This window comes from Acidilobus saccharovorans 345-15 (assembly GCF_000144915.1).
Taxonomy (GTDB): Archaea; Thermoproteota; Thermoprotei_A; order Sulfolobales; family Acidilobaceae; genus Acidilobus; species Acidilobus saccharovorans.
This window is the reverse complement of record NC_014374.1, coordinates 1,424,477-1,451,109: the sequence shown is the minus strand read 5'-3', so window position 1 is coordinate 1,451,109 and position 26,633 is coordinate 1,424,477. Positions and strand designations below refer to the sequence as shown.

Below are 26,633 nucleotides of genomic sequence, written 5' to 3'. Positions count from 1 at the left end.
CTCACCTCGACTCGTCCTGCCTCCTCAGCTTAGACAGTATCACCTTGGCAAGGCCGCTCCTTATCACCTCGTCGTTGTCAACCCCGGCCTCGCTGAATATTATTGCCAGGAGGGATACCACCTCCTGGGGAGAGAGGCCCTTCTCGACGCCGAGCTTCATCGTGTTCAGGAGGTAGACTAGGGCGTCCCTCTCGCCGTCGCTGAGCACCCCGAGGGAGCTCATGGCCTTAACCACGCTCTCGAAGAAGTCATTTGAGAGTATGTTCATGTCGGCGAAGAGGTTGAGGAGCTTCATTACCCTCTCAACGTTAGTCACAGGGATTACAGGCGCGGCGGCCCTGCTAGGACCTACCGCCTGGGAGGCCATCGGCTGGGCCTTTACCACCTCCGTGCTGGTCGCCTCAGGGCGAGGCTGGGGTCTAACGACGTCCTCCTGCTCTGCGCGCTTCGCCTCCTGTGGCGCTTCCTGGCTATGTTGCTCCCTGGGCTGTGGCTGCTGAGGGGCCGCCTGCTGGCTCTGCATGGCGTTGGCCGCTATTGCAGCTAGCGGGTTGTTGAGGCTGTCTATAATTGACCTGAGCTGAGCGGCGGCGTCCCTGAGCATCTCTGCCACGTCCCTGAGCTCTGTGGGAGCTTCCTGTGGCCTCTGCTCCTGTGGCTTCTGTTCACTCATGGCAACACACCTCCTCGCAAGCCTGACCTTTCTGAGGAGGAGGGACTCCAGGGCTCCAGCCGGCGTGAACCCAGCGGGGCCGAGCTCTTCCCTGAGGGTGCCAGCGCCGAGAGGAAAAAACCGGAAAGATCACAGTTCCCCTTGACGCTGGTAATCAGCGAAAGGGGCACAGGAACGTCGAGGGCCGCAACTACCAGGGCGGCTATGCCCGCAGCTGAGTACAGGGGTCCGCGACCCTCGACGATTATAAATGCCCCCAGGACGCCAATCGCAAGGAAGAGCCCCGTCAGGGCCGCTGAGACGTTGCTCACTTCCCTGGCGGAGCCCTCAACCACAAAAAAAGACCTTTGTGTTGTTGGCCTCTCAGTGCGCAAAGTTGCGCACCTCACCCAAGGTCTATTATCGTGCTGCTCACGTTGTCAGGCGGTATGATCCTGGCTACAGTTATAGCCCCTCCTATGCTTGGCGATATGGTCACGGTGAAGCTCGAGTAAGCCGGCAGCCCGTATGGCAGGTGTATCACCAGCAGGGCCTGGCCGTAGGGGCCCAGGACGTAGGGAGTTATGTTGCCGTGTATGAAGTAGACCACCGCGGCAGCCATGCTCTGATACTTGGGGTATTTGGCGGTGGCCGCTGAGGTGAAGTTAAACGCTATTGCAGTGAGGTTCACGTTGGGGTGCGCGCCCAGGCTTACGTTACTGACGCCAATGTATATGTCGGGGTAGCTGCCCTTTGACGTTATAATTGACACCTCCATCAGGCTCGGGGCGAAGCTGACGTAGCCCGTGCCTGGCGTCACACCGAGCGGTATGAATATGTCCTGGACGTAGCCGCTGCCATTCACGTAAGCCATGACGTTGCCGTCAACCTGGAGGGCCGTGGACGACTCCTGGAGGCCGCTCTCCATGGTCTGCTTGGCCTTCTGGGCCGACGTCATGCCCATGTCGAGGACCACGAAGGCCACTGCCGCGGCCACGAGGACGAACGCTATGAGGATTATGGCCGTGTCTATGCCCACCATGCCTCTCCTGCTTCTCCTGGGCATGTCTCAGACCAAGGAATGTTAAGGCGCCCCCGTAAGATATAGGGATTTACGTGGGACAATGAGGATAGAACTACGGTATGAAGTGTTTTCCTGTAATACCTCAGGTCCTGCACAGTATTACGGTCATGAACTAGGGCTGAGATATTGCATAGCAATAGATAGCGCTGAAAGCTGCCGCTTAAGGCCTTCGTTGCAAGGCCCGTCCTTAATAGGGCCGACCCAGCCCTAGACTTGTGGCCGTGGTGTCCCGACTTGAGGAGGAGCCCTGAGGAGAGGGAGAGGGTCAAGAGGCAGGCCGAGGAGGCCTCCTACGAGCTCGGTAAGGAGCTGCCGGAGTCCGTGCTCAGGCTAAGGAGGCTGCTTAGGAGGGCCATAAAGTACGCAGTGGCATCCAACACGAGGGTCATGGTGGTCCTCAGCGGCTCCGACCCAGTAAAGGTCGGGGTTGCCACGGCCAGCGCGCTGATAACCTACGAGCAGGTCATGAGGTCCCTGAAGTTAAGGCCCCAGCTCAGGGTACTCTATGCCTTCAACCAGGACTACGAGGACTCGCAGCTGAGGAAGGAGCTCGTCAAGAGGTCAGTCAAGGAGAGGGGCAACCTTCTCAAGCTGACCATAATAAAGTCCGAGGACTCGAGGAGGTACCTCGGGACCACCTTCCAGGGCCTGGTGCTTGACCTGGTCAACGACCTCAGGCCCAACAGGGTAGGCATCCTGGTCGGCGTCGTCGAGGGAGGGGGCATAATAATATTCCAGGCACCCTCGTGGAGCTCGTGGGACCAGCAGCTCACGGACTTCAGGAAGAACCTGCTGGTCCCAGGCCACGACCAGCCAAGGTACGTCTTCATAGGCTGGTTCAAGAGGAAGCTGCTGGAGCACCAGGAGAACATATTCGTAGTTGACCTTGATAACGACAGCATAGTAAGCGGGCAGCCTACCAAGCTACCGGCCGCCGCTGAGAGGAAGGTGACGCCGCCCGAGGAGGCGGAGTTCCCAAGGGAGCTGTACTCCCTGGCCCTCACCCAGGACCAGGTCAACGCCATAAAGCAGGCGGAGTGGCTCATAGAGTCGCCGAAGAGGGGCAGGAGGAAGCTGCTGGTGATAACCGCCGACAGGGGCAGGGGCAAGAGCTGCGCCGCAGGCATAGCCATGGCCGGCCTGGCAAAGGTCCTCTCCAGGGAGAGGACCTTCAGGGCCGTCGTCACGTCCCCCGACCTTGAGAACACGCAGAGCCTCATGCAGCTGGCCGAGAGCGCCTTCAAGGCAGAGGGCCTCGACGTTGAGCCCATAGTTGACAGGGGGCTCATAGCCGGCTTCAGGGGCAAGGGGATCAGAATAAAGTACGTGAGTCCCGACGACGTGCCAGAGGTGGACGCTGACCTGGTGATAATAGACGAGGCCAGCGGCCTCCCCGTCCCCCTGCTGCACAAGATATGGAGGAGCCACTCGAGGGTCCTCGTGGCCTCGACGATCCACGGCTACGAGGGCGCAGGAAGGGGCTTCAGCGTCAGGTTCCTCGGCGAGGTGAGGCAGGACCCCGACACGGACCTGAGGGAGTTCGAGATGAGCGAGCCCATCAGGTACTCCGCCAACGACCCGGTCGAGAGGTGGCTGTTCGATGTCCTGCTCCTAGACGCTGAGCCCGCGGACCTGGACGACGCTGACCTGAGGGACATAAGGGAGGGGAGGCTGCAGTACCTGGCGCTGGAGCCCGAGGAGCTTTTCTCAAAGAGGGAGGACCTGCTCAGGCAGGCCTTCGGGATATACGTGCAGGCCCACTACAGGAACGAGCCCGACGACCTCGCCCTAATAGCCGACGCCCCCCACTACAGCATAAGGGCCATGGCCACGTCCTCGGGCAAAGTGGTCTCAGCGGCGCTCCTGGCCGAGGAGGGAGGGCTGGACGAGGAGCTGAGCAACACGCTCCTCAACCAGGACAAGACCAAGGGCAACATAATACCCGACAGGGTGATAAAGCACCTGAGGGTCCCTCCCTTCGGAAGGCTGAGGGGCTGGAGGATAGTCAGGATAGCGACCCACCCCAAGGTGCAGGACAAGGGCATAGGCTCGGCCCTCCTCAGGGGCATATACGAGGAGGCCGTCAAGAGGGGCTACGACTGGGTGGGCAGCGGCTTCGGCGTCAACGAGAAGCTGGTCAGGTTCTGGGCCAGGAACGGCTTCCAGCTCATCCACATAAGCCCTGACAGGAACCCCGTGAGCGGCGAGTTCACGGTGCTGGTGCTCAAGCCCATAAGCGAGCAGGCCTCCAGGCTCACGGCAGCGGCCAACAGGGAGTTCAAGTACAAGCTCCTCAACAGCCTCCAGGACACTTACAGGGGCATGGAGCCTGACATAGCGGTTGCGATGCTCAACGCCACGGCGCCCCTGAGGGACGACGTGCCGCCCATGAACAAGCTGAGGCTCCAGAGGCTCTGGGCCTACCTCTACGGCACCATGACCTACGAGACGAGCAACGACGTCATAAGGGACGTGGTCATGACGTACTGGGAGAGGGCGCCCCTGGACAGGGGCCTGCTGAGCCGCGAGGAGGAGCTGGCCATAACCGTCAAGGTGATGCAGGGGAGGCCGTGGCCAGAGGCCTCGAGGGAGCTCGGCGTGGGCTTCGAGGACGCCCTGTCCCTAGTTAAGACGGCAATAAGGAAGCTGGCGGCCAAGTACTACGGCATTGGAGAGGGCTCGCTGCAGGCCCTGGGCTTTGACGACTTCTAACAAAAAGGGGAGATAACCTAGAGCTACGAGTCGGAGTCTCCTATGACATAGACGTACAGGGTCCTCTGCCAGCCTCCCCTGTCCCCTATTATCTTGACTGGCTTCCACCCGGGTATCTGGAAGTCCAGGGTCACCACCCTGGTCCCCGGCTTCAGCTCCTGCTTGAGCTTCGGCTTCAGGGCCTCGTTGACGCTGGTCAGCAGGTACATGTAGACCACGGTGGCCTCGCCTATCGGGACCCTGAAGAAGTCCCCATGAACTATCTCAACCTTTCCGTCGAGCCCCTCCCTCTTGACCCTCTCGCTGGCCTCCTTGTAGAGCTCGTCCCTGAGCTCAACGCCGACTGCCTTCTTTATCGGGTACCTCTTGGCGGCCTCTATGACTATCCTGCCGTCGCCGCAGCCGAGGTCGTAGAGGACGTCGCCCTCCTTGAGGTCCAGCGCCTGGAACACCAGGTCAAGGACCTCAGGCCTGGTAGGCACGAACGGAACCGAAGGCCCTCCGAACGCCATCGCTATCCACCCTAGGTCTAACTCCTCCTGGTCACCCGTGGTGGGTACCCTTATACGTGTTGACTGGTGTCATTTGATTTAAGCTAACTTGCTGAGCCCTTAACACCCTTTAACAGTGGTGTACGCCCTGTTCTGGTAAAGCAGGGGGCACCTCATGGGAGGGGCGCTGCCGTCAACTACCTCCCCGACAATTATTGAGTGGTCCCCTCCGTCGTAGACGGCCCACCTCCTGGCCACCAGGTAGGGCCTGTCGCCGGGAAGCATGGGACCATACCTGCTCTCCACGTAGTTCACCCTCCTGAGCTTGTCAAGGGCGTCGCCCGGCTCAGCCATTAAGCGGGACACCCACTCGTCGTCCTTGGAGAGCATGGTTACTATGAAGTAAGGCGTCTGGGTCAGGACCTCGTGGCTCCTGCTGGACCTGTCTATGCATATCAGTATCAGGGGAGGGCTTATGCTCAGGCTTGTCATCGAGCTCACGGTCAGGGCCGCGTAGGAGCCCCCCAGGTCCCTCGCCGTGACAACGTAGACCTGCTGGGCGGCCGACCTCATGAACTGCTTTATCAGCTCCCCGGCGTCCAAGGCCTGCACCTGGCTAAGGAGGCCGAAGTACAAAATTAAGCTTCCTCGTTGTCTTCACTATTACTTTCCTCGCCCTCCTCGCCGCCCTCCTCCTTCCCCTCTCCCTCCTCCTCGGCGCCTCCCTTCATCTGGGCCCTGTAGACCTCGTATGAGACCTCCATCGCATACTTCAGCGCCGCCTTGGCCTTGAGGAACTCCAGGGTGGAGTAGAGGCCGTCGAACTTGATCTCAGCCACGCTGCCGTCGGGCCTGTCCCTTATGGTAAGCTTGACCCCTCCGCCCTCGTCGCTCCCCTCCCTGCCCTGGTAGGCCCTTATCTCGGCCTCAACGGTGCTGAGGTACTCCCTGACCTCCTTGGGGAGGGCCATGGGCACCTCCGGCACGACCCTCACGTAGCCCTCGCCCCTGAGGAGCCTCGCCACCCTCCTCCTGCCTACCTTTATGTCCTCGGGCCTCTCAGCCGGGCTGGCCTTGCCCGCGTCCTCTATGTAGTCGAGAAGCGCCTTGAGCGCTGACAGCTCCTCCTCGAGCTCCTGTATCCTCTTCTTCAGGTAGGCCTCCAGCGTCTCCTTGCTCACTGCCCTCTCAGACTGCTGGCTCAAGCTTCGCCCCTTAGCTCCTTAGCTTAAAGGGGGCTTTCGCAGGGAGGGGCGAGTAACACCGCTGCCGGGGCCGGAGGATGTATACAGCCATAACGCGTTCCCACTGGGCTAACACTTAAATGCCTGAGGCCTTGGATTAGCCGAGAGCGAGGTGCGCGGTGATGGAATGGGAATATGTAGGGGGCGCAGGGGACGCCTCGTAGAGGTGCTGCTCCTCCTGGCGCCCCTGGTAATGATACTTCCGGTCCCCCTCTACAACAGGGCGTCCCCTGAGCTCCTGGGGATTCCCTTCTTCTACTGGTACCAGCTCGCCTGGCTACTAGTGCTCAGCGCCTGCCTTGTCATGGCCTCCAGGTGCGGGGGTGAGCCCAGTTGAACGCCGCTGAGCTAGCGATGTTCACTGCGGTTGTGGCGGCCCTCTCGGCCCTGGGCTTCCTGGGCCACAGGTTCAGGAGGTCGGGCGGGGGGCTCGAGGAGTGGGCCATAGCCGGCAGGAGGTTCGGGCCAGTCATAATCTGGTTCCTGCTCGGCGCTGACGTGTTCACGGCCTACACGCTTGTCAGCGTGCCCTCGCTGGCCTTCGCCTCAGGCGCTATAGTGTTCTTCACCGTACCCTACGCCGTCACGTTCCTGGTGGCCTACGCTGCCATGCCTAGGCTCTGGTCCGAGGCCAGGAGGAGGGGGCACCTCACTGCCGCGGAGCTCGTGGCCGACATCTACGGCAGCAGGGCCCTCGGGGTGGCCGTCGCGGTGACGGGCATAGTCGCCGTGCTGCCTTACATGGCCGTGCAGATAGACGGCATGAGAGCCGTGCTGGAGGTCCTGCTCCAGGGCGTCTCAAGCCCGGGCCTCGTGTCTGAGCTCTCCCTCCTGCTTGCCTTCGCCGTCCTGGCGGCCTTCACATACAGGAGCGGCCTCAGGGGCTCGGCCCTTGGGGCTGTGCTCAAGGACGCGCTCCTCTGGCTCACGGTGGTTGTAATGGCCGCGGTGGTGATATCCAGGGTCGGGGGCTTCCAGGGCCTCTTCTCAGGGCTCTCCAGGGACCCGCTGCCCACGGGCACGCTGACGCTCAGGAGCGACCTCTACGTTGACTACCTCAGCCTGGCCCTGGGCAGCGCCCTGGCCCTCTACCTCTACCCACACGTAATCAACGGAGTCATGAGCTCCCAGTCGCCAAAGACTATAAGGACCTCCACGGCCCTGCTGCCCCTCTACGTCATAGCTGTTGGCGTGTTCTCCTTCCTTGGCTTCGCGGCCTACCTCATGCCTGGCGTGCTCAGGTTCGTGTCCCAGTTCCCGGCGTCCCAGAGGGGGCTCCTCGTCGTCCCTGCCATGGCCCAGCTCCTCCTCCCCAGCCCGCTTGCGGCTGTGATCCTCGCGGGCATATTCATAGGCGGCATGGTGCCGGCTGCCATAATGGCCATAGCCCAGTCGAACCTGCTGGTGAGGGGCATAGTGAGGCCCCTGGCGAGGCTCAGCCCGGAGGGTGAGGAGGCCGCAGCCAAGTGGGCATCCGTGCTCTTCAAGTTCCTAGCCCTGGGCTTCGTGTTCGTGACCCCGCTGACGTATGCGATTCAGCTCCAGCTGCTCGGCGGCATAATAGTGCTCCAGACCCTGCCCCCTGTCATGCTAAGCCTTGTCATCAGGAGGCTCGACCCAAGGGCACTCCTGGCGGGCCTCGCCGCGGGCCTGGCGTCAGGGGTCTACCTGACCCTCCTCGCCAACAGGTTCGGGCCCATAAGGACCACCTCAATAGCAGTCGGGGGCGTGCCTGTCTTCGTTGGGCTCATAGCCCTGGCAGTAAACCTTGTCGTTGTCTTAGCGGGCTCCGCGGCGGCCTCGCTCCTTGCCCGCGGCGCCCCCTGAGCCGCAGGGCCGCCTGCGGCAACAATGCATATCTTGTTAATAGCCTCCTGCCAAGGCGGTGAGGAGGTCTGAGCCTAAGGGCTGAGGACGTGGTCAGGGCCCTGAGCTCGGCCATAAGCGACCACAGGGCCATGAGGGTCCTGGCCTCGCTGACGGCATACAACAGGGTGCAGGGCACCATAGAGCTTGTCGACGCCGCGAAGCACGTCCAGGAGGTGCTCCTGGAGGAGGCGGGGGACTCGCTCGAGGTGGAGCTGGTAAAGTTCGGGGGCACCAACGTCCCCGACTGGGTCTCCTCCCCCACGGGCTGGGCCATACACGAGGCCAGGGTGAAGGTCGAGGGGGGCCAGGAGCTCACCCTTGAGTCCCACCCCACCCTGGCTGCCGCCCACTCGCCCCCGGGCAGCGCCGAGGCGGAGGCAATAGTCATAGACAGGTACTGGTGGAGGCCTGAGTCCTACTCCTCGGCCAAGGGGAAGGTCGTGGTGAGCCCCGGGGACCCATATATAGTATATAGGTTAGCAGGCGACGCCGGCGCGGCGGCAGTGGCCTTCTACAGCGAGTCCGCTCCCCCGGACGCCGTGCCCTACAAGAGCCTCTTCCTGAGCAGGGGCGAGGCCGCCAACGGCTCCCTGCCGGCCGTCTCAATACCTCGCTCCATGGTTGAGCCCCTGAGGCACGGCAGGAAGCTGTCGGTTGTGGTGGACTCGGACGTGAGGAGGGACCCGGGGTTCCCCATAGTCATAGCGTGGCTGGGCGACAAGGACGGGAAGGGGCCGGCAGCCATGGCCCACGTGTGCCACCCCACGCCGGGAGCCAACGACAACGGCAGCGGCTCAGCATCCCTCGTGGAGGCCGCGGTGGCACTCTCAAGGCTGATTGACAGGGGCCAGCTGCCCCAGCCGGAGGCCACGGTCAGGTTCGTCTGGGTGCCAGAGTACACGGGGAGCGCCGTGGCCCTGACGAAGACGCTCAAGGGGCAGGTCACCCAGCTCCTTAACTTTGACATGGTTGGCGTCGAGCCTGGCGGCGGCAACGGCCCCCTGAGGGTCGTGGCCAGCAGCCTGTCCGCCCTCGGGCAGGCCGACGCCGCGCTTCAGGAGGCAGCGGAGGCCTCCGCCGAGCTCCTTGGCTTTGACTCCCTGAGGCTGGTGCCCTACGAGGGCGGGAGCGACCACGACGTGGCCTCCGCCCTTGGCATTCCCTCAGCTATGCTCAACGGCTGGCCGGACGTGAACTACCACACTGACGTCGACGACCTTGACAGCGTCTCGAGGCGCATGCTGAGGCTGTCGTCGCTTATAGCCTCCTCCTCGCTGTACATCCTCGCCAAGTCGCCCCCCGACCCGATGGCCTTCAGGTCAAGGCTCGTGTCAACCCTGTCGCGGAGGCACTACCTCAACGGGGACCAGGTCGCGGCCTCCCTCGCGGCCAGCCTGATGTCCGGGGCCCTGGGACTGCAGGAGGCCTCAGCGCCTCCCGAGGGCTGGCCGCCCAAGGTGGACACAGTTGTAAAGGTGAAGCCCCCGATGATAGAGGGCCCGAGGGTCATAGCCAGGAGGTCGCTGGACGCAGCCATAAGGGTCGAGGAGCTGCTGGCCACCTCGGGACCCATGGCCAGCACTGTCTACCTCAGGGAGGGCCTCATGCTCGCCGCGCCCGAGAGGCCCCTGGGGGAGGTGGTGGCCCTTCTTGCAGCTGAGTACGGCACCGCCTCGGTCTCCGCTGAGAGGCTCACGGAGCTCGTCAACCTGCTGGCGGACGTGAAGCTCTTAGAGCTGGGCTGAAAGTTCAGCAAGCCGTTTTTACTTGGGCGGCCAAAGGCAGGCCCTGTGGAAGCCTTGTTCAGCGAGAGGCTCATAATGACCCCCGGCCCCACTGAGGTCCCCTACAGGGTCATGATGGCTATGACTAGGCAGGAGACCAACTCAGACCTTGACCCCGACTTCCTTAGCTTCTACCAGGACCTCAGGTCCAGGGCCGCCAGGCTCTTCGGGGCCGCCAGGTCCAGGGTCTACCTCATGATAGGTGAGGCCATGCTAGGCCTGGAGTCAGCTATAGCCAACACGGTGAGCAGGGGCGACAAGGTAATAGTCGTTGACAACGGTGTCTACGGTGACGCCTTCGCCGACCTCGTCAGGTCCTACGGAGGGGTCCCAGTTAAGCTTGGCGCCAGCTGGAGGAGGGCCGTGGACCTGGGGGACCTAGAGAGGGCCCTCGAGAGGAACAGGGACGCAGTTGCCGTGACCGTGGTGCACTGCGACACGCCCTCAGCCATGTTAAACGACCTGGCCGGTGTGGCCAGGGTGGCCAAGTCCTTCGGGGCGCTCGTCATAGCTGACGTGGTCTCAACTATAGGGGCAGTGCCGCTCCAGGTGGACAGCTGGGGCGTCGACATAGCTATAGGGGGGAGCCAGAAGGCCCTTAACGCGCCCGCCGGGGTCACGCTGATGAGCGTCAGCGAGGAGGCCATGGAGAGGGCCAGGAGGGTCAGCTACCAGGGCTTCTACATGAGCCTCCTGCAGTGGGACTCGTGGCTTGACTCCAAGGGCGTGTTCCCCTACACCGTGAGCGAGCCGCTCCTCTACGCGGTCTCAGAGGCCATAAACATGGTGCTTGAGGAGGGCCTTGACAAAGTCTACTCAAGGCACCTGGCCGCCAGGAGGGCCGCCTGGGCCGGCTTTGAGGCCCTGGGGCTCAGGCACTACCCAGACTTGATGGAGCACAGCTCGCCCACGGTCACCGCCGCCGAGGTTCCTGAAGGGGTCGACGAGGCCAGGCTCAGGGACCTGGCCTGGAGGAAGTACAACACCATGATAGCCGGCAGCTGGGGGCCGCTGCAGGGCAAGGTGATAAGGGTTGGCCACATGGGGGTTCAGGCCTCGCCCGAGAAGCTGGCCAGGGCGTTCCTGGCCCTTGGCAGCGCCATGAGGGACCTGGGCCTCAGGGTGAGCCCAGAGGAGGCCGCCAGGGCCGCACTGGAGTCCTTCAGGTACTGAACGTTCAGCAGGCCGTTTTCCTCCAGGGCGCTGGTTCAGGGGCAGGTGTCGGGCTTGGACTCAAGGCAGGGCCTGATAGTGGCCTCGACAACGGTGTCCATGGTAGTCTACGGCCTGGTGCTCGGCCTGGTGCCCGTGGCGGCCATATGGTCCTCGGCGCCCTCCTGGGCGGTGAGCGTCATGTACCTGACCATACCGGTCGGGACGCTGGCCGGCAACCTGATAATAGGGAGGCTCACGGACATCATAGGCAGGAAGCCGTCGTTCATAGTCACCCTGGCCCTCTACGGCGTGGGCTCGCTCGTAACGCTGCTGAGCGTCAGGGGCAGTGTCTACGTCCTCCTCGCGGGCCTTGCGGTGGCCCAGGTTGGCCTCGGGGGAGAGATGCCAGCCATGTTGGCGTACCTGGCGGAGGTGATAGAGCCCAGGTGGAGGGCGGCCGCGCTCATACTGATAACTGACGTGTCGAACCTGGGCGTCCTGATAGACGGCCTGATAATGATGCTCTACCAGAGCAGCACCATACCAGTCTCTGTTGCGGTCGACGCGCTCGGCGCCGTGCTCGGCGTGACCATAGCGGTCATACTTGTCATGAGGTTTATGATGCCGGAGTCGCCCGAGTGGCAGTCCGTGCCGAGGGAGTCCAGGGGCAGGGTCACGAGCCCGGGGGAGGGGCCGGGCATAGCGTTCAGGGTAACGGCGCTGACGGCTTTTGTGATAGCCACGGCCCTGACCTACGCCTTCCTGGCGCTTACAATAGGCCCCTACCTCTTCCCCTCTAAGACCGGCCTGCTGCTGGTCCTCTATAATGTGGGCGAGCTCGTCGGGGGGCCGATAGCGCTGGCGGTGCTCCCATGGGGCAGGAGCAGGGGCCTGGCCCTGGTGAGCTACCTCGGCGGCGCCATTACCATGGCAGTGGCCGCGGTCGCCCTGGGCCTCCTTAGGAACAGCTTCACCCTGTTCGTCTACATACTCCTGATAAACGGCATCTTCGGCGAGATGGCCTGGGCGGCCAGGGTCCTCCTGGAGCCCCTGGCCTTCCCGGTGCACTACAGGGGCACGGCAATAGCGATAGTCAGGGTGGTGCCCTACGCGCTCTACGCGGCCTCAGTCTTCTACCTGGCCAACGTGACGACGGGGGAGTACATGCTTTACAACGTGGGCCTCTGGGCCGTGGGGGCCGCGGCCGGCGTCGCCTGGTACCTCAGGGGCCCGGAGGTGTACAGGCATTAAAGGGCCCAGTACAACAGGGAGGGCGCGCGATGAGGAGGATGCACCTCTGGAGAGCCTGGGGCGGCGGTGACCGGAGCACGAGCTGCCTGAGCGCTTAGAGCAGGTGAAGCATTAGGGCGGTGACCGCGATCACTGCGATAGCCACTGGCACGCCCGCCTTGGCGAAGTCCTTGGGCGTGTAGCCCCCAGCTGAGTAGACTACCAGGTTGGCGGGGTGTGAGAACGGGGTTATGAAAGTCGAGGAGGCCGCCATTGAGAGTGCCAGCACGGAGGTGAGCGGGTGGGGCGAGCTGATGGCCAGGGGCCCAAGTATTATCGCCGAGGCCACGTTGCCCACCAGGTTAGCGAGGACCACGCCGGCAACCATGAGCAGGAGCGGCGAGGAGGCCAGGAAGCCCATGGCTTTTCCAAGCCCCGAGCTGAGCAGCGCCTCACCCATGGAGAGGTAGGTGCCAACGAAGACTATCGCGGGCCAGTCCACGTAGGAGTAGACCTTCCTCAGCGACCCGGGCTGCGGGAGGATGGCCAGCAGGGCCCCGGCCAGGAAGCTGAGCGCCATGTTAAGCCCGGCCGCCGAGGCGGCCAGGGCGGCGGACAGGCCAAGGAGGCCGGAGGCCGCTGCCCTGACGTTGAGCGACCTCACGGGCGTTGTGGTCAGCGGCGTGAGCCTGAAGGCCTCGGCCGCCCGCGCCACGGCCTTCTCGTCGCCCTCAACGAGGATTATGTCGCCCGGCGACAGGGCGTAGCTCCTTATGCTCCTGAGGCTGTTCCTGGTGGCCACGCCAACAACCTTGACGTCTCTGAGCCTCAGGTTGACCTCATATACAGTGTTCCCCACGACTGCCGAGTCCCCGGTCACCATGAGTTCGTAGAAGGGGCCCTGGCCAAGCTCAGTCCTGAGGCCCTTGACGCTCATTACGATGGGCAGCCTGTCCCTCTCCACGGAAAGTATGAGCGTGTCCCCGGCCCTTATGATGCGCCTTGAATATATAGAGAACCTGCCCCTGAGCAGCCTTATCCTGGCCCCGAGCTTCTCCTCGGCCTGCCTTATGGTGAGGCCCGCTATATCGCTTCCCTCCTCGACGCTGGCCTCAATAAGTATCTCGTGCCTTCCGACGGCCTCAAGGCTTGCAGCGCCCCCGGCGCTCCCCCTGACAAGCAGCGGCACCAGGGCTACGGCGACCCCCAGGCCCGCCAGGGCGGCCGCGAGGCCCACTGGGAGCGTCGAAAATATGCCTAAGGGGGTCCCGAACCTCTGGGTCCAGAGGCCCTCGAGCACGATGTTTGAGGAGGTGCCAATTATCGTGTACCTCCCGCCCAGTATGGCGGCGTAGGAGAGGAGCATCAGGTACCTCGAGGCCGGCCTCTTCATCCGCGAGGCGACGCTGTAGATCAGCGGCATGAACATGAGCGTCAGGGCCACGTCGCTCACGAAGCCCGAGCTGAACAGCGATATGAGCAGCACTATGACTATAACCAGGAGGCCGCCCCTCACCCTCGAGGCTATCCTGTCCCCCACCACGTCAAGGACTCCGGAGTCGGCCACCACGCCAGCTATTATCATGGCTGAGGCCAGCACTATGACAGCCACCGAGGACAGGTTAGAGAGCGCCTGCGAGGGGCTGACCAGCCCGAGGGCCACCAGGGCCAGGGCGGTTATGACGCCAACTATGTCGTGTCTCAGCCTCCTTGATATCAGCAGGGCCACCGAGAACGCAAGGATCGCGAGGGCCTCGTAGGCCTTTACTGTGAGCAAGGGCAACACCCTAGGGCACCGTGACCTCGTAGGACGCGGTCTCGTTGGCAGAGTCCATAACAATTATGTAGACCTGCTCGCCCGGCCTGAAGGGCACGCTGTCGCAGCTCACCCAGACCCTGGCGTCGGAGTAGTACTTCATAGTTATGTTAAGCTCCCTGTAGCATGCCACGGTGCCGTTGGGCCACCTCAGCGCGGCGTAGGTCAGGGTGACGTTTGGGGTGCCGTCGTAGAACACTATGGCGCTGACGTTGAGCCTGCCGTCCGCGTTAACCGGCACCGCGGTCACGAAGACCAGGAAGGAGGGTGTGTAGGTGGCCGCTGAGGTCGTTGAAGTTGTTGTGGTGGTGAGGCCCTGTGAAGAGGTAGTTGTCATGGCCCTGGCGCGCGTGGAGGTGGCGGCCGGTGAGGCCCTGTGCTGCCGCGGCTGGAATAGCGCGTAGTAACCTGCCGAGAACATGGCGAGGAGAAATATGGCTATCACTATGGCTGCGAACGCCCTGGAAAGCGCCAAGCCTCTCCCCAGGGCTGTGAAGGGTCATTAGTTAAAATTCGCTAGGGCTCAGGGCGAGAGCCTGAGGCCCCTCACTAGCAGGGTGCCGCTGACGACCCTGCCAAACCTTGACCTGTCGGGGGCCATGCCTATGACCCCTCCCAGCAGGGACCTCAGGTCGCCCGAGAGCACGAACTCCCTGAGGCCGCCGTCGGAGTCCCAGGCCAGGGCGGCGCTCACGGCGAACTCGCCCGTGTCGAAGTTGCTCGTGTGCACCCCCTGGACCTGGTCTATGAACACCGCGTCGCCCAGGTCGCCTGCCGAGGGGGCGTCCAGCACCAGGTAGCTCATGGATATCGAGGGCAGCGTCATGAAGGTCCTCCAGGAGGAGTGTGTGTTGACGCCGCCGGCCTTCCTGGCCCAGAAAGTGTTGGAGAGCGGCGTCCTGAAAGTGCCCGAGTCTATCAGGGTGACCTCCTTGGTCGGGAGGCCCTCGCCGTCAAAAGCCCTTGACCATGCGCCGCCTGGCAGCCTGGGGTTGTCAACCGCCGTCACCCTGCTCCCCAAGGCGTCGCCGGGCCTCAGGGGCGACCTGCCCCTGTAGACGTTCTCAAGGCTCACGGCGTGGTTGAGCAGGGGGAAGAGGAGCTCAGACACCGCCTTAGCTGTCAGGGCCACGGGCCTGTCGACCTGCTTAAGCGGGTTCCTGCTCCTGGTGAGCTCGACCTTCCTCAGGAGCTCCTTCATAAAGGGGTCCACGCTGACCCCCCTCGCCGTCCTGGAGTCGCCGTACTCGTAAACCTCAGGGCCGACGTAGCTCTCGCTCATGTAGTTGCCGGTGGCCGCGGCCCCCACGAACGACGTGGTGGAGCTCACGTCAACGCCCTCCGTGTTCTTGACCGTCACTGTTGCCGTGCCGCCCCACGCCCTCGCCGATATTATGTTCAGCCCCCTGCCGGAGTAGGAGAGGACGGCCTCCATGAGGTCCCTCAGCAGGCCCCACGGCTCCTCCAGGGAGCTGTCGTAGGAGTCCTCCAGGGGGCTCACGGGCTCCGGGCCCGGGAGCGCGTTGGCGAGGTCGGGCTGCGAGGCCTCCATGGAGGACAGGGCCATGTTGACCAGCTCCTCAGTGCACCTGTTAGAGTACGCGAAGCCCACCCTGCCGTCCTTTATCACCCTGAGGCCGCACCCCTCCTCGACGTAGGTCATGCCGTACTGGCTCATCTTCTCCCACGAGAGCTCCACGGAGCGCGACCTGACGAACAGCACCTCAGCCTGGGCGCCGCTGGCTGAGGCCTTCCTCAGAATGTCCTCAGGGCTCAGCTGCATGCTGTCACCCCACCTTGAGCTTCGACACCCTAACGTAGGGCCCCCCTGTGCCGACGAAGACGCTCTGGCCCGACTTGCCGCAGACCCCCGGCCACACTCTGAAGTCCCTCGAGACCCCGTCTATGTTGCCTATGGTCTCTATGGTGTAGCCCGCTATGCCCGCGCCCCTTATGGGCTCCCTCACCTCACCGTTAACAACCCGGTAGCCCTCCTGTATGCCGAACTGAAACGTGCCGTCGCTGCTAGTCTGCCCTCCCATGACTGACTCCATAAGGAAGCCGTCCTTGACGTCCTCCAGGAGCTCGTCGAGCGTCATGTCCCCTGGCTTGAAGTAGGTGTTCCTCATGCGGACTATCACGCTGCTCCTGAAGTCCTCGGCCCTCCCGTTGCCCGTGGGCTCCTCCCCCAGGGACGCCGCGTATGACCTGTCGTTCATGAGCTCCTTCACGACGCCGCCCTCTATTATCTTGACCTCCCTCCCCCTGACGCCCTCGTCGTCGTAGGGGGTTATGCCTATCGCCATGGGCTCGTCAAGCTGAGGCGAGTCTGAGACGTTGACGAACTCGGCCCCTATCCTCTTGCCCCTGAGCTTCCCAAGTATCCCGTTAACCGCCAGGTCCGCCTCCGCCAGGTGCCCCAGGGCCTCGTGGGCGAACACGCCGGAGACGTCGGGGCTGAGCACAACCTGGTACTGCCCAGGCTTCACGGCCACGCCCCTGAGCTGGGCCCTGAGCCTCCTGAGCAGGGTGTCCACGAGCTCGCTGACGTCAAAGGCCTCAAGGGCGTAGCCCAGGTACGTGGAGGCCGAGGCGTACGCCGAGGCCACAATGTCGCCCTCTCGGGCCACGGCGGTGAGCGAGACCCTCGATATTGAGTAGCTCAGCTCCAGGTCCCTGCCGTCGCTGCTCCAGTAGCCCTTGTCGTACTGGACGTGGGCGTAGCTGACAGTGATCGACTTGACCCTCGGCTCCGCAGCCCTCACCTGCTCCCTTACCTTCCTCAGCTCGTTCATCACCTCAAGCGGGTCCCTGTCAAGCGGGTACTTCTCCCTGACCCTGACCCTGTCCCTCAGGGGGCTGAGGAGGTACACCTTGGCGTTCCCCTGGCCCGAGGCGGACCTCACGGCCTCCCCTGCCGCCTCCCTGGTGACCTCCGAGGAGGTGGTGTAGTAGCCCCAGGAGCCGTTGACCAGGGCCCTGAGGGCGTAGCCCTCTGATATGCCGTAGTTGTTGACCAGGTCCCTGGCCTCGCTGCTGGTGACGACGAGCGTCTTGGCCCTGTAGTACCTCAGGTCGGCGAAGGAAGCGCCAAGCCTAAGGGCCTCATCTATGACCTCCACTTCCCCGCGCCTGCCTGTAGGCCTACGTGTTGCCAAGATTTAAAGCATTAATATTTGTGAGCGCACCAAGGCGCGGTGTTGGGCTTGGCAAGGTACCAGGTCACGGTCGGCAAGACCACGTTCACGGTTGATGACTCCCTGCTCTACACGCAGAGCGACGAGTGGGTCAAGGTTGAGGGCGACAGCGTGAGGGTGGGGATAACGGACTACGCCCAGAGGCAGCTCAAGGACATAGTTGGCGTCGACCTGCCAAAGGTCGGCCAGGAGGTCCACGAGAACATGGACCTTGCAGTGCTGGAGTCTGTCAAGGCCACGGCCGAGGTGTACTCGCCGGTTAACGGGGTCGTCAAGGAGGTCAACGAGGCCCTGCTTGACAGGCCCGAGCTGATAAACAAGGAGCCATACGACGGCGGCTGGATAGCGGTCATAGAGGTCAAGGGAGGCCTCGACAAATCTAAGTTCCTTGACCACCAGGCGTACGTCAACAACGTCAAGTCAAGGAGCAAGTGAACTGAAGCTTCTAAAAAGCATTACTATTTGAACTAATATAGCCAACTCTGCTTGCTTTATATTCCTCCCAGCACAGCTTGCTGTACACGTGGTGTAGAGGCGAAAGCCTGGATGCCGGTTGAGACTATTTATCACGATGTTGTAGTCATAGGGTCCGGCATCGCGGGGCTGAGGGCCGCAGTTGAGCTCAAGAGAAGGTACGGCGATAAGCTCAACGTTGGAATAGTAAGCAAGGTACAGCTCATGAGGAGCCACAGCGTGGCCGCCGAGGGAGGCACGGCGGCCGCCCTCTACCCCCAGGAGGGGGACAGCTTCGCCCTGCATGCCTGGGACACGATTAAGGGCTCTGACTTCCTTGCCGATCAGGACGTCGTCTGGAACTTCGTGAAGCTGATGCCCGAGGAGATCCTGCTGCTGGACCACTGGGGCATACAGTGGTCCAGGAGGCCCGACGGGAGGATAATGCAGAGGCCCTTCGGGGGCCACAGCTTCCCGAGGACCACCATGGCGGCCGACAGGCTGGGGCACGCCGTGATGAGGACCCTCTACAACAAGCTGCTCCAGTACGACGGCTGGGAGAGGTACGACGAGTGGTTCGTCACGGACTTCATAATTGAGAACAACACGTACAAGGGGTTCTTCGCCATAAACCTCAAGGACGGCAACCTCTACATGTTCAGGAGCAAGGCCGCCATAATAGCCATGGGGGGCCTGGGGAGGCTCTACCCGTTCACCACCTACGCCCACACGGTGACGGGCGACGGCATGGCGGCTGCCTACAGGGCGGGGCTCGCTATAAAGGACCCTGAGATGGTGCAGTTCCACCCAACCGGCCTGGTGCCCAACGGGATCCTCATAACTGAGGGGGCCAGGGGCGACGGAGCTATACTGAAGAACAAGAACGGCGAGAGGTTCATGGCCAGGTACGCGCCCAAGTTCCTCGACCTGGCCCCGAGGGACGTGGTCTCAAGGTCAATATACACGGAGTACCTGCAGGGCAGGGCGTTCATTGACGAGGCCACAGGGATGCCATACGTGCAGCTTGACATGACTCACCTGGGCGAGGAGAAGATAAACGAGAAGCTACCAGCGATAAGGGAGATAGGCATAAGGTACGTGGGCATAGACCCAGTCGAGGAGCCGCTGCCCGTTTTCCCAGCGGCGCACTACCACATGGGAGGCATAGCAACCGACATATACTACCGCGTCATGACGCCTGACCACAAGTGGGTCAAGGGCCTCTTCGCGGCCGGCGAGGCCGCCGCGGCATCGGTGCACGGGGCCAACAGGCTCGGGGGCAACGCGACAGCTGAGTGCCTGGTGAGCGGAAGGATAACTGGGATGCTCGCGGGCGAGTACGCCCTCAAGCTGGGCGAGCCCTCCAGCCCAGAGCCTGACGTCGCCAAGAAGGAGGAGGACTTCGTGTGGGGCCTGGTGAAGAAGGAGAGTGGCACGCCGTCATATCAGATAAGGAGGCAGATGCACAACATAATGATGAAGGACTTCTACGTCTTCAGGAACGGCACGGACATGAGCGAGGGCCTCTCGCAGCTCATAAAGCTCAGGGACTCCTACCTCAACGAGGTCTACCTTGAGGACAAGGAGAGGATCTACAACACTGACCTAGTGCAGGCCCTTGAGACGTACAACATGCTCCAGAACGCCGTGGTGGTGGCCGCCGCAGCCCTCAACAGGACGGAGAGCAGGGGAGCGCACTACAGGACCGACTACCCGCAGAGGGACGACGTGAACTGGCTGAAGCACACCATAGCTATAAGGGACGCCAGTACAAACCTAGGCGTCGGCTTTTCATACTGGCCTGTCACCATAACCACGTGGAAGCCCGTCGAGAGGCACTACTGAAGGGGTGGTTACAATGGCCAGGGAACAGGGAGGGGCGGTGGAGAAGGAGAACAGGCCCGGCTTCTGGAGGTCGAGCCTCAACCCGTGGACTGTCAGGACTAAGAACAACCCGGAGAGGGTGGCCTTCGTGCTTCACAGGGTGACGGGCTTCATAATTCTGGCCTTCCTCCTGGCGCACATACTTGAGACTGACTCGCCCGTCTGGTCTCAGATAGTCTACCACGTGAACGGCTGGGCCTTCTGGAACCACATAATGGGCATTGAGAGCGGGCTGGCCTTCAGGATTGGCGAGTTCATAGTGGCCGGGGCGGTGCTCTTCCACGCCCCCAACGGCATAAGGCTGCTGCTCACCGAGTTCTTCGGCGTCGGCGTCGGCAGGCCCGGCGACCCGAAGCCGCCCTACGTGCCTTTCACCTTCACTGCGGCGCAGAGGCAGTGGCTCTACGCTGTTTTTGTGGTGTGGATAGTGCTCTGGATCATAGCTGGGGTGATAATATTCACGTGAGGGGTGATGGGAATGTCGAGCGGTAAGGCCTCGAGCGTTCAGATCTGGCAGTACATAACTGCCATACTGCTCATAGGGCTGCTTGGCTTCCACCTGCTTGAGAGGGTGCCCTGGATCTGGGGCGTGTCTACGATGGACCAGACCCTGACCGCCGCCTTCGTCTACAGTGACTACGTGCACTTCGGCTGGGCGCTGCTCCTCCTGGCCTACGTTGCGCTCTTCCACGGCCTCAACGGCGTCAGGGGCATGTTGCTTGAGCTCAGGCAGGGCAGGATGTACACGGCAACCATAAACGCCCTCTTCTGGATAGTGTTTATCGTGTTCGCCGCTATAGCCACACTAACTGTGGTAAAGCTGCCTGCTTACCCGTGAGGTGAGAGCCAATGGCAATGGACATGGAGGCTGCGAGGAGGTCTCCTCCCAAGCAGGTGACCGTGAGGATAAGGAGGTACGACCCCGAGACCAAGAAGACGTGGTGGCAGGAGTACAAGATAGAGGCCCACAGGGGCATGACAGTGCTCGACGCACTGCTTAAGATAAAGGAGGACGTGGATCACACGATAGTGATGAGGTACAGCTGCAGGCAGGGCATATGCGGCAGCTGCGGCGTGGTGGTCAACGGCACCCCGAGGCTGGCGTGCCAGACCCAGCTGACAGAGGTCGTGAGTGATGCAAACCCTGTTATGACAATTGAGCCGCTCTACAACTTCCCAGTCATAAGGGACCTCATGACTGACTTCACGGACTTCTTCAACAAGCACAGGAGCGTCAAGCCATACCTGATAAGGAACGACAAGGAGGAGCAGGAGAACCCCAAGGGACAGTACGACATGTACCCCGACGAGTACCTGCAGATTTACCAGTACACCAACTGCGTCTACTGCGGCCTCTGCTACGCGGCCTGCCCAGTGGTCGCCGCCGACCCGGAGTTCCTTGGGCCGCAGGCGCTTATGTACGCCCTGAGGTTCGTCAATGACGTCAGGGACGAGGGCTGGAAGGAGAGGTTCCTGATAGTGGACACCGAGCACGGCTGCCACAGGTGCCACTTCGCCGCCTCCTGCAGCGCCGTGTGCCCGAAGGCAGTCGACCCCGCGGGCGCCATACAGTCGCTGAGGAGCAAGCTGTTCAGGTTCAGGCTTGGGCTCTACAAGAGGAGGGTCAGCAAGATCATTGGGCCGCCGCCGGAGAAGGGCGAGAAGGTGCCGCTGCCGCCCGAGGCCACCCTGCTGCCAGGGGTTGACCTCAAGAAGCTCGAGGAGGAGCCTGTAGTAATCAAGCTGCCCGAGGACTACTGAGCGTCTTAACCTTCCCCTTTTCTTTTCCCTTAGTCCTAAGTCCTATAAGCCTGAGGGCCTAGCTCTAGCTGGGGCCATCCATGTCAGCCGTCGGCGAGGGCGACTGGGCGCTGCTGATAGTTGAGGGCAGGGAGAGGAGGAAGAGCTACGTCTTCAGGGTCAGGTCCAAGGCCTCCTACACCACGTTCGCCGGCAGCCTGAGGGGGTCCCAGCTCGTGGGGATCCCCTGGGGCTCAAGGGTGGAGCTCGGCAAGGGGGTCGCCTACGTGCTGAAGCCCAACCTTTACGACTTAATGATGCACGTCCTCCCGAGGAGGAGCCAGGTCATATATCCTAAGGACGCGGGCTACATAGCGTCCGCGGCGGGCCTCCTGCCCGGCATGAGGGTCCTTGAGGCCGGGGCCGGGAGCGGCTTCCTGACAATATGGCTAGCAGCCCACGTGTGCCCGGGGGGAGCTGTCTACACATATGAGGTGAGGAGCGACATGAGGGAGCTGGCCGCCTCAAACGTGAGGGCCGCTGGGCTTGAGGGCTGCGTCACAATAAAGGAGGGCGACATAAGGAAGGGGGCTGAGGAGAGGGAGCTGGACGCGGCGTTCCTTGACATGCCTGACCCCTGGGAGGCCCTGGGCCCCATAAGGCCCTCGCTCAAGCCCTCGGCCCCGGTGGTGGTCTTCACGCCCACCGTGAACCAGGTCATTAAGCTTCTCGACGCCCTGAAGTCCATAGGAGGCTACGCCGTGCAGGAGGTGAGCGAGCTCATAAAGAGGGAGTGGGAGGCCAGGCCAGAGGCCCTCAGGCCCGCCGTGAGGATGATAGGCCACACGGGCTTCATAACTGTGCTAAGGGCCCTGGCCTAGCTTAAATATTCCTGGGCCCACGGCTCCCCTAGGGACAATCACGAGGTACGCCAAGGCAGTAGCCCCGGCCAAGGCAATACTCTTCGGGGAGCACTTCGTGGTCAACGGCTCAAGGGCCATAGCCACGGCCCTCGGCCTCTGGACCCAGGCAATAGCGTACGAGAAGCCCTCCTGGCCCATTGAGGTGGAGTCCCCAGCCCTTGGGCTCAGGTGCGCCACCGGGCCTGAGCTCTCCTGCAGCTCGAGGGAGGCCACCCCGCTGCTGGCGGTTGTGAAGGCCCTGAGGGGCGCTGACGTTGACGTGCCCCCTGCCAGGGTTATAATAAGCAGCGAGGCGCCGGCCTCGGCTGGGCTCGGCTCCAGCGCCTCATCGTCAGCGGCCCTCGCCTCGGCCCTGGCGGAGCTCGCCGGGGCAGGCCTGAGCAAGGAGGAGCTCTACCGGGTCGTCATGGAGGGCGAGAGGGCGGCCCACGGGAACCCGAGCGGCGTCGACCCGGCCGCGGTGATATACGGCGGCACCATTGTCTTCAGGAAGGGGGCCGGCGTGGTAGGAACCATAAGCCCTGGCCTCAGCGTGCCCCTGATAGTAGCTGACTCCGGCGCGAGGAGGAGCACCAGCGCGCCGGTGCTCTCAGTGATAAGGTTCCTCGACAGGATAGGGGGCCTCAGGGACTCCATGATAGGCCTCGTGGAGCAGATCATAGACCTGGCCTCTGACGCCATCAGGAAGGGCTCACTGGAGGACATCGGGAACCTCATGAACATAAACCACGGGCTCCTCTCGGCAATAGGCGTCTCTACGCCTGAGCTTGAGGAGCTGGTACACGCCGCCAGGAGGGCCGGGGCCCTGGGCGCCAAGCTCACGGGGGCCGGGTGGGGAGGCTCGATAATAGCCATTGCGCAGCCTGAGAAAACAAACGACGTGGTTAGTGCCCTCTCGGCCCACTCGCGCTGGGTCAGGGCCCTCGAGGCCGGGGCCGAGGGGGCTAGGGTCGTGGAGGCCAGCTACTAATTACATGAGCGGGGCCCCTATCCTGTCCCTGGGCGACGCCAGGGTGAATGTCATGGCGAGCACGGCCGCCCCGATGGCAACCAGTATGTTTGCGAGGGGCGTGTTGTTAATCCTGTAGCCCAGGTAAGTCACCGCGAACGGCGCTAGGGACGAGAGGGCCACGCCAACGTTTATGACGAAGGCTATGTAGGAGTACCTCACCCTCGTGCTTATGTTCTCGCCCAGGAACGCCGGCAGGACGGCGTACTGCCATGAGAACAGCAGGCCCACGACTGCGCCCGCCGCCAGGGCGGCCGCGTAGCTGCCGCTGTAGAGCATGCGGAGCACTGGATAGGAAGTAGCCGCTATCAGCGCGTAGGCAGCCGCCAGGTAAAGCTTCCTGGACCTTATTATGTCGCTTATGTAGCCGAAGAGGGGTGAGGTCACGAACCAGACGATGTTTGTGACGAGGACAACCATGGCGATCTCGCCGGATGGCATACCGACGTTGTTCTGGAGGAAGTCGGGCATGAAGGCGACCACCCCGTAGTAGACGGTGGCCTCGCCAACTATTATTAGGGTCGAAATTATCACGAGGCTCCACCACCTCCTGAACACGGTGAGTATTGGCACCTTCTCCGGGTCGCCCCTGGCCTTGGCCAGCCACTCCACGCTCTCCGAGACCCTCCACCTCACGGCGAGGGCTATTGCTAGGGGGATAGCGCCGAACCAGAACATTACCCTCCAGCCATATGACGCGAACTGCGCCGGCGTCGGGGCGAAGTAGCTTGCGACCTCGGAGGCTATGGCCGCAAATATGAGGCCGAGGGCAGCCCCTCCCTGCTGTATCCCGCCCAGGAGGCCGCGGAGGTGGTCAGGGGCGTTCTCAACGACAAAAGTCATCCCGCCGCTCCACTCGCCCGCCACGAAGAGCCCCTGGACCACCCTGAGGAGCACTATTGCAATGGGCGCCGCTATGCCTATGGCTGCGTAGGTCGGCAGGAAGCCTATGGCTATCGTGGAGATGCCCATGCCCAGGAGCGAGACGAACCAGAGCCTCTTCCTGCCCAGCCTGTCGCCGTAGTGGCCGAATATGACGCCGCCTACGGGCCTTGCGAGGTAGCCTATGACAAGGGTCAAGTAGAACTCCAGGAGGCTTGCTATCTTAACGCTTGACGGGAAGAAGAGCTCAGCCATAGTGGTTCCAGCGTAAAGGTATACGACGAAGTCGAAGAGCTCAAAGCCCCACCCCAGGTTCGCGGATATAGCCAGCTTAAGGGCCTCGCCCAGGCTCTTGCTGGACCCACTCAACCTGCGCCACCTGAGCTATTGCCTGAGGCTGAGCTGCGGCAGGATTAAAAGTATAGACAATTGTCAAGTAGACTTTAGACGAAAGTTATAATTAAAGCAAAAGGGCCTGTGCGTAATAAACGCTTCTCAGCGAGACAGCGGCGGTGCCGGGCTTGAGGAGGAGGTCCCAGCTCTACGTGCCCGGGAACAACGAGCACATGATAAGGAAGAGCACCGAGCTGGAGGCGGACAGCGTGATAATAGACCTTGAGGACGCGGTGCCGCCCGACAAGAAGGACGAGGCGAGGGACCTGCTCAGGAGGCTGGTCAAGGAGCTTGACTGGGGCAGGAGGGAGCTGGCCGTCAGGGTAAACTCGCCTTCTACCAAGGAGGGCCTCAAGGACCTTGCCCTGCTCTCTGAGCTCGACGTAGACCTGGTCGTCATACCTAAGGCGGAGGGGGACCTGAGCTTCATACACAGGTCCCTGGGGGTCAGCCTGGAGCCCATAGTTGAGACCGCCAGGGGGCTCGCGAGGATCGAGGACCTGGTGACCTCCGAGGGGGTGGCGGCCATAACCTACGGCCCAGCTGACCTGGCCCTGAGCGTCGGGGGACAGGCGCAGAGGTACCAGAGGAACGAGTACGCCAAGACTGCCATAGTGGTCTACGCCAAGGCCTACGGGGTGGACCCCATAGACTCCGTGTTCTTCGACCTGAGGGACCTCGCCGGCTTTGAGGCCGAGTGCAGGGAGGCCAGGGCCCTTGGGTACGTGGGCAAGCAGGTCATACACCCCTCCCAGATACCTATAGCAAACGCCGTCTTCACGCCGTCCAAGGAGGAGCTGGAGCTTGCCAGGGAGATAGTTAAGGCCTACGAGTCCGCGGCCAGGCAGGGCAGGGGGGCCATAAGGTTCAGGGACCAGCTGGTGGACTACGTGCACTACGCCACCGCCAAGAGGCTGCTCGAGGACTACGGTGAGGGCGCTTGAGCGGCCTGCCGCTTGAGGGCGTGAGGGTCCTTGACTTCACCCACGCGGTGGCCGGCCCCTTCGCCTCCATGCTACTGGCCGACATGGGGGCCGAGGTCATAAAGGTCGAGCCGCCCGAGGGCGACGAGGTCAGGCAGGCGGCCCCGGTGGTGGGAGGGCTCAGCGCCATATTTGCTGCGTCTAACAGGAACAAGAAGAGCGTGGCGGTTAACCTAAGGCACCCGAGGGCCAGGGAGGTCATAGCCAGGCTGGCTGGGTCCTCGCACGTGGTCCTCGAGAACTTCAGGCCAGGCGTAAGGGAGAGGCTCGGCGTCGACCCCGAGTCCCTGTTCAAGGTCAACAGGGACCTGGTGTACGTCAGCATAAAGGGCTTCAGGCCCGACTCTCAGTACGGCGACCTGCCGGCCTATGACATGGTAGTCCAGGCCATGAGCGGGCTCATGATGTCCCTCGGGACCCCCTCGGACCCTCCCCTCAGGGTCCCCTTCGCCCTCTTCGACATATTCACGGGCTACATGGCGGCCCTCGAGGCCCTGGCGGGGCTCTACTCGGGCAGGAGGCCCTACTACGCCGAGGCCTACCTGTTTGACGTAGGCCTATACTCCATGAACTACCTGGTCAACGCCTTCCTGGCCACCGGCAGGGACCCGGAGAGGCTGGGCCACGAACACCCGTCATATGCGCCTCACCAGGCCTACGTGGGCTCTGACGGCAGGTGGTTCGTGGTTGCTGTGGTTAACGACAGGCAGTGGGCCAAGCTGTGCGAGGCCCTTGGCCTGAGGGACCTGGCGGAGGACAGGGAGCTCCAGGGCAACCTGGCCAGGGTGAGCAGGAGGGAATACATAAACAGGAGGCTCCAGGAGGTCTTCTCGACGAGGCCCAGGGACCACTGGGTCGACCTCCTCAGGAAGGCTGGGGTGCCTGTGGCCCCCGTCTACACGCTGTCAGAGCTGTTCTCTGACCCCTACTCGAGGGAGGACATGGAGCGGGTCAGCGGGTCCCCCTACGGCCTCATCTCGTTCCCGGGCAGGCTCAACGGGGTCAGGCCCCAGATCAGGTCCCCGCCGCCCGCGAGGCAGGGGGAGCAGACGGAGGAGGTGCTCAGGGAGCTGGGCTTTGACGACAAGGAGTTGGAGTCCCTGAGGGCTGACGGCGTCGTTGGCTGAGCATT

Annotated in this window: 26 protein-coding genes; 15 read left to right on the top strand and 11 right to left on the bottom strand. The window is 62.7% G+C overall.

Annotation, left to right across the window (positions count from 1 at the left end; genetic code table 11):
* Position 1 precedes the first annotated feature (1 nt).
* From ASAC_RS07395 to ASAC_RS07385, 3 genes are read right to left on the bottom strand one after another with little or no spacing between them, the layout of a single operon-like run.
* The gene (locus ASAC_RS07395; protein ID WP_013267378.1) at positions 2-673 is read right to left on the bottom strand and encodes a hypothetical protein; all 672 of its coding nucleotides are present in this window, start codon (positions 671-673) and stop codon (positions 2-4) included.
* Positions 670-1,047: a hypothetical protein gene (locus ASAC_RS07390; RefSeq protein WP_148217217.1), complete on the bottom strand. Its 378-nt coding sequence runs from the start codon at positions 1,045-1,047 to the stop codon at positions 670-672. Before ASAC_RS07390 ends, ASAC_RS07395 begins: the two co-directional genes overlap by 4 nt.
* A gap of 11 nt (positions 1,048-1,058) precedes the next feature.
* Positions 1,059-1,718, bottom strand: a complete 660-nt coding sequence (locus ASAC_RS07385) for an archaellin/type IV pilin N-terminal domain-containing protein (protein WP_013267376.1) — start codon at positions 1,716-1,718, stop codon at positions 1,059-1,061.
* Positions 1,719-1,970: 252 nt separating this feature from the next.
* Here ASAC_RS07385 and ASAC_RS07380 point away from each other — a divergent pair, with 252 nt between their 5' ends.
* Positions 1,971-4,448: a tRNA(Met) cytidine acetyltransferase TmcA gene (locus tag ASAC_RS07380; protein WP_013267375.1), complete on the top strand. Its 2,478-nt coding sequence runs from the start codon at positions 1,971-1,973 to the stop codon at positions 4,446-4,448.
* A gap of 23 nt (positions 4,449-4,471) precedes the next feature.
* Here the strand turns inward: ASAC_RS07380 and ASAC_RS07375 are convergent, their stop codons facing one another.
* From ASAC_RS07375 to ASAC_RS07365, 3 genes are all read right to left on the bottom strand, one after another.
* On the bottom strand, positions 4,472-4,960 hold the full coding sequence (locus ASAC_RS07375) for an SAM-dependent methyltransferase (protein ID WP_013267374.1): 489 nt from the start codon (positions 4,958-4,960) through the stop codon (positions 4,472-4,474).
* A 99-nt stretch (positions 4,961-5,059) separates the two neighbouring features.
* Complete coding sequence (locus tag ASAC_RS07370; protein ID WP_420805110.1) at positions 5,060-5,551, bottom strand: flavin reductase family protein; 492 nt, start codon at positions 5,549-5,551, stop codon at positions 5,060-5,062.
* A gap of 26 nt (positions 5,552-5,577) precedes the next feature.
* A complete protein-coding gene (locus tag ASAC_RS07365; RefSeq protein WP_013267372.1) occupies positions 5,578-6,144 on the bottom strand; it encodes a hypothetical protein in 567 nt (188 codons plus the stop codon).
* Between the two features lie 166 nt (positions 6,145-6,310).
* Between ASAC_RS07365 and ASAC_RS07360 the strand changes: the two genes are divergently transcribed.
* The 5 genes from ASAC_RS07360 (at position 6,311) to ASAC_RS07340 (ending at position 12,242) form a co-directional block, all read left to right on the top strand.
* Complete coding sequence (locus ASAC_RS07360; protein WP_048812900.1) at positions 6,311-6,520, top strand: DUF3311 domain-containing protein; 210 nt, start codon at positions 6,311-6,313, stop codon at positions 6,518-6,520.
* Positions 6,517-8,010 carry a sodium:solute symporter family protein gene (locus tag ASAC_RS07355; protein ID WP_238523607.1) on the top strand — a complete coding sequence of 498 codons (1,494 nt, stop codon included), beginning with the start codon at positions 6,517-6,519 and terminating at the stop codon, positions 8,008-8,010. Before ASAC_RS07360 ends, ASAC_RS07355 begins: the two co-directional genes overlap by 4 nt.
* A gap of 89 nt (positions 8,011-8,099) precedes the next feature.
* On the top strand, positions 8,100-9,797 hold the full coding sequence (locus ASAC_RS07350) for a M28 family peptidase (RefSeq protein WP_013267369.1): 1,698 nt from the start codon (positions 8,100-8,102) through the stop codon (positions 9,795-9,797).
* A gap of 45 nt (positions 9,798-9,842) precedes the next feature.
* On the top strand, positions 9,843-11,009 hold the full coding sequence (locus tag ASAC_RS07345) for a pyridoxal-phosphate-dependent aminotransferase family protein (protein ID WP_476692188.1): 1,167 nt from the start codon (positions 9,843-9,845) through the stop codon (positions 11,007-11,009).
* A 54-nt stretch (positions 11,010-11,063) separates the two neighbouring features.
* Positions 11,064-12,242: an MFS transporter gene (locus tag ASAC_RS07340; protein WP_048812899.1), complete on the top strand. Its 1,179-nt coding sequence runs from the start codon at positions 11,064-11,066 to the stop codon at positions 12,240-12,242.
* 94 nt (positions 12,243-12,336) lie between these two features.
* Here ASAC_RS07340 and ASAC_RS07335 read toward each other — a convergent pair whose 3' ends face one another.
* Genes ASAC_RS07335 through tldD form a run of 4 tightly spaced genes read right to left on the bottom strand, consistent with a single transcriptional unit; the run spans position 12,337 to position 17,159 of the window.
* Positions 12,337-13,998, bottom strand: a complete 1,662-nt coding sequence (locus tag ASAC_RS07335; protein ID WP_013267366.1) for an SLC13 family permease — start codon at positions 13,996-13,998, stop codon at positions 12,337-12,339.
* Between the two features lie 10 nt (positions 13,999-14,008).
* Entirely contained in the window at positions 14,009-14,512 is a 504-nt protein-coding gene (locus ASAC_RS07330) for a hypothetical protein (RefSeq protein WP_013267365.1), read from the bottom strand.
* A gap of 48 nt (positions 14,513-14,560) precedes the next feature.
* Complete coding sequence (locus ASAC_RS07325; RefSeq protein ID WP_013267364.1) at positions 14,561-15,820, bottom strand: TldD/PmbA family protein; 1,260 nt, start codon at positions 15,818-15,820, stop codon at positions 14,561-14,563.
* Positions 15,821-15,824: 4 nt separating this feature from the next.
* Positions 15,825-17,159: a zinc metalloprotease TldD gene (gene tldD / locus ASAC_RS07320; RefSeq protein WP_013267363.1), complete on the bottom strand. Its 1,335-nt coding sequence runs from the start codon at positions 17,157-17,159 to the stop codon at positions 15,825-15,827.
* Between the two features lie 84 nt (positions 17,160-17,243).
* Here tldD and gcvH point away from each other — a divergent pair, with 84 nt between their 5' ends.
* The 7 genes from gcvH (at position 17,244) to mvk (ending at position 23,204) form a co-directional block, all read left to right on the top strand.
* Positions 17,244-17,669 carry a glycine cleavage system protein GcvH gene (gene gcvH / locus ASAC_RS07315; RefSeq protein ID WP_013267362.1) on the top strand — a complete coding sequence of 142 codons (426 nt, stop codon included), beginning with the start codon at positions 17,244-17,246 and terminating at the stop codon, positions 17,667-17,669.
* Positions 17,670-17,780: 111 nt separating this feature from the next.
* Positions 17,781-19,532, top strand: coding sequence for a succinate dehydrogenase/fumarate reductase flavoprotein subunit (locus tag ASAC_RS07310; protein ID WP_013267360.1), 1,752 nt, complete (start codon positions 17,781-17,783; stop codon positions 19,530-19,532).
* Positions 19,533-19,545: 13 nt separating this feature from the next.
* On the top strand, positions 19,546-20,037 hold the full coding sequence (locus ASAC_RS07305) for a succinate dehydrogenase/fumarate reductase transmembrane subunit (RefSeq protein WP_013267359.1): 492 nt from the start codon (positions 19,546-19,548) through the stop codon (positions 20,035-20,037).
* Between the two features lie 12 nt (positions 20,038-20,049).
* On the top strand, positions 20,050-20,409 hold the full coding sequence (locus ASAC_RS07300; protein WP_013267358.1) for a succinate:quinone oxidoreductase hydrophobic anchor subunit D: 360 nt from the start codon (positions 20,050-20,052) through the stop codon (positions 20,407-20,409).
* A gap of 11 nt (positions 20,410-20,420) precedes the next feature.
* A complete protein-coding gene (locus tag ASAC_RS07295) occupies positions 20,421-21,332 on the top strand; it encodes a succinate dehydrogenase/fumarate reductase iron-sulfur subunit (protein ID WP_148217215.1) in 912 nt (303 codons plus the stop codon).
* A gap of 80 nt (positions 21,333-21,412) precedes the next feature.
* Entirely contained in the window at positions 21,413-22,192 is a 780-nt protein-coding gene (locus ASAC_RS07290) for a tRNA (adenine-N1)-methyltransferase (protein WP_013267356.1), read from the top strand.
* A gap of 7 nt (positions 22,193-22,199) precedes the next feature.
* A complete protein-coding gene (mvk, locus tag ASAC_RS07285; RefSeq protein ID WP_083774124.1) occupies positions 22,200-23,204 on the top strand; it encodes a mevalonate kinase in 1,005 nt (334 codons plus the stop codon).
* Here mvk and ASAC_RS07280 read toward each other — a convergent pair whose 3' ends face one another.
* Entirely contained in the window at positions 23,205-24,494 is a 1,290-nt protein-coding gene (locus tag ASAC_RS07280) for an MFS transporter (protein ID WP_013267354.1), read from the bottom strand.
* 152 nt (positions 24,495-24,646) lie between these two features.
* Here ASAC_RS07280 and ASAC_RS07275 point away from each other — a divergent pair, with 152 nt between their 5' ends.
* The gene (locus ASAC_RS07275; RefSeq protein ID WP_013267353.1) at positions 24,647-25,462 is read left to right on the top strand and encodes an HpcH/HpaI aldolase/citrate lyase family protein; all 816 of its coding nucleotides are present in this window, start codon (positions 24,647-24,649) and stop codon (positions 25,460-25,462) included.
* Positions 25,459-26,628 carry a CaiB/BaiF CoA transferase family protein gene (locus ASAC_RS07270; protein ID WP_013267352.1) on the top strand — a complete coding sequence of 390 codons (1,170 nt, stop codon included), beginning with the start codon at positions 25,459-25,461 and terminating at the stop codon, positions 26,626-26,628. Before ASAC_RS07275 ends, ASAC_RS07270 begins: the two co-directional genes overlap by 4 nt.
* The last annotated feature ends 5 nt before the right edge of the window (positions 26,629-26,633 follow it).

What these genes read in the sequence shown, in the direction of transcription:
- ASAC_RS07395 (WP_013267378.1), bottom strand. Translation starts at nt 673, where the DNA reads ATGAGTGAACAGAAGCCACAGGAGCAGAGGCCACAGGAAGCTCCCACA.
- ASAC_RS07385 (WP_013267376.1), bottom strand. Translation starts at nt 1,718, where the DNA reads ATGCCCAGGAGAAGCAGGAGAGGCATGGTGGGCATAGACACGGCCATA.
- ASAC_RS07375 (WP_013267374.1), bottom strand. Translation starts at nt 4,960, where the DNA reads ATGGCGTTCGGAGGGCCTTCGGTTCCGTTCGTGCCTACCAGGCCTGAG.
- ASAC_RS07360 (WP_048812900.1), top strand. Translation starts at nt 6,311, where the DNA reads ATGGGAATATGTAGGGGGCGCAGGGGACGCCTCGTAGAGGTGCTGCTC.
- ASAC_RS07325 (WP_013267364.1), bottom strand. Translation starts at nt 15,820, where the DNA reads ATGCAGCTGAGCCCTGAGGACATTCTGAGGAAGGCCTCAGCCAGCGGC.
- ASAC_RS07310 (WP_013267360.1), top strand. Translation starts at nt 17,781, where the DNA reads ATGCCGGTTGAGACTATTTATCACGATGTTGTAGTCATAGGGTCCGGC.
- ASAC_RS07305 (WP_013267359.1), top strand. Translation starts at nt 19,546, where the DNA reads ATGGCCAGGGAACAGGGAGGGGCGGTGGAGAAGGAGAACAGGCCCGGC.
- ASAC_RS07300 (WP_013267358.1), top strand. Translation starts at nt 20,050, where the DNA reads ATGTCGAGCGGTAAGGCCTCGAGCGTTCAGATCTGGCAGTACATAACT.
- ASAC_RS07295 (WP_148217215.1), top strand. Translation starts at nt 20,421, where the DNA reads ATGGCAATGGACATGGAGGCTGCGAGGAGGTCTCCTCCCAAGCAGGTG.
- ASAC_RS07290 (WP_013267356.1), top strand. Translation starts at nt 21,413, where the DNA reads ATGTCAGCCGTCGGCGAGGGCGACTGGGCGCTGCTGATAGTTGAGGGC.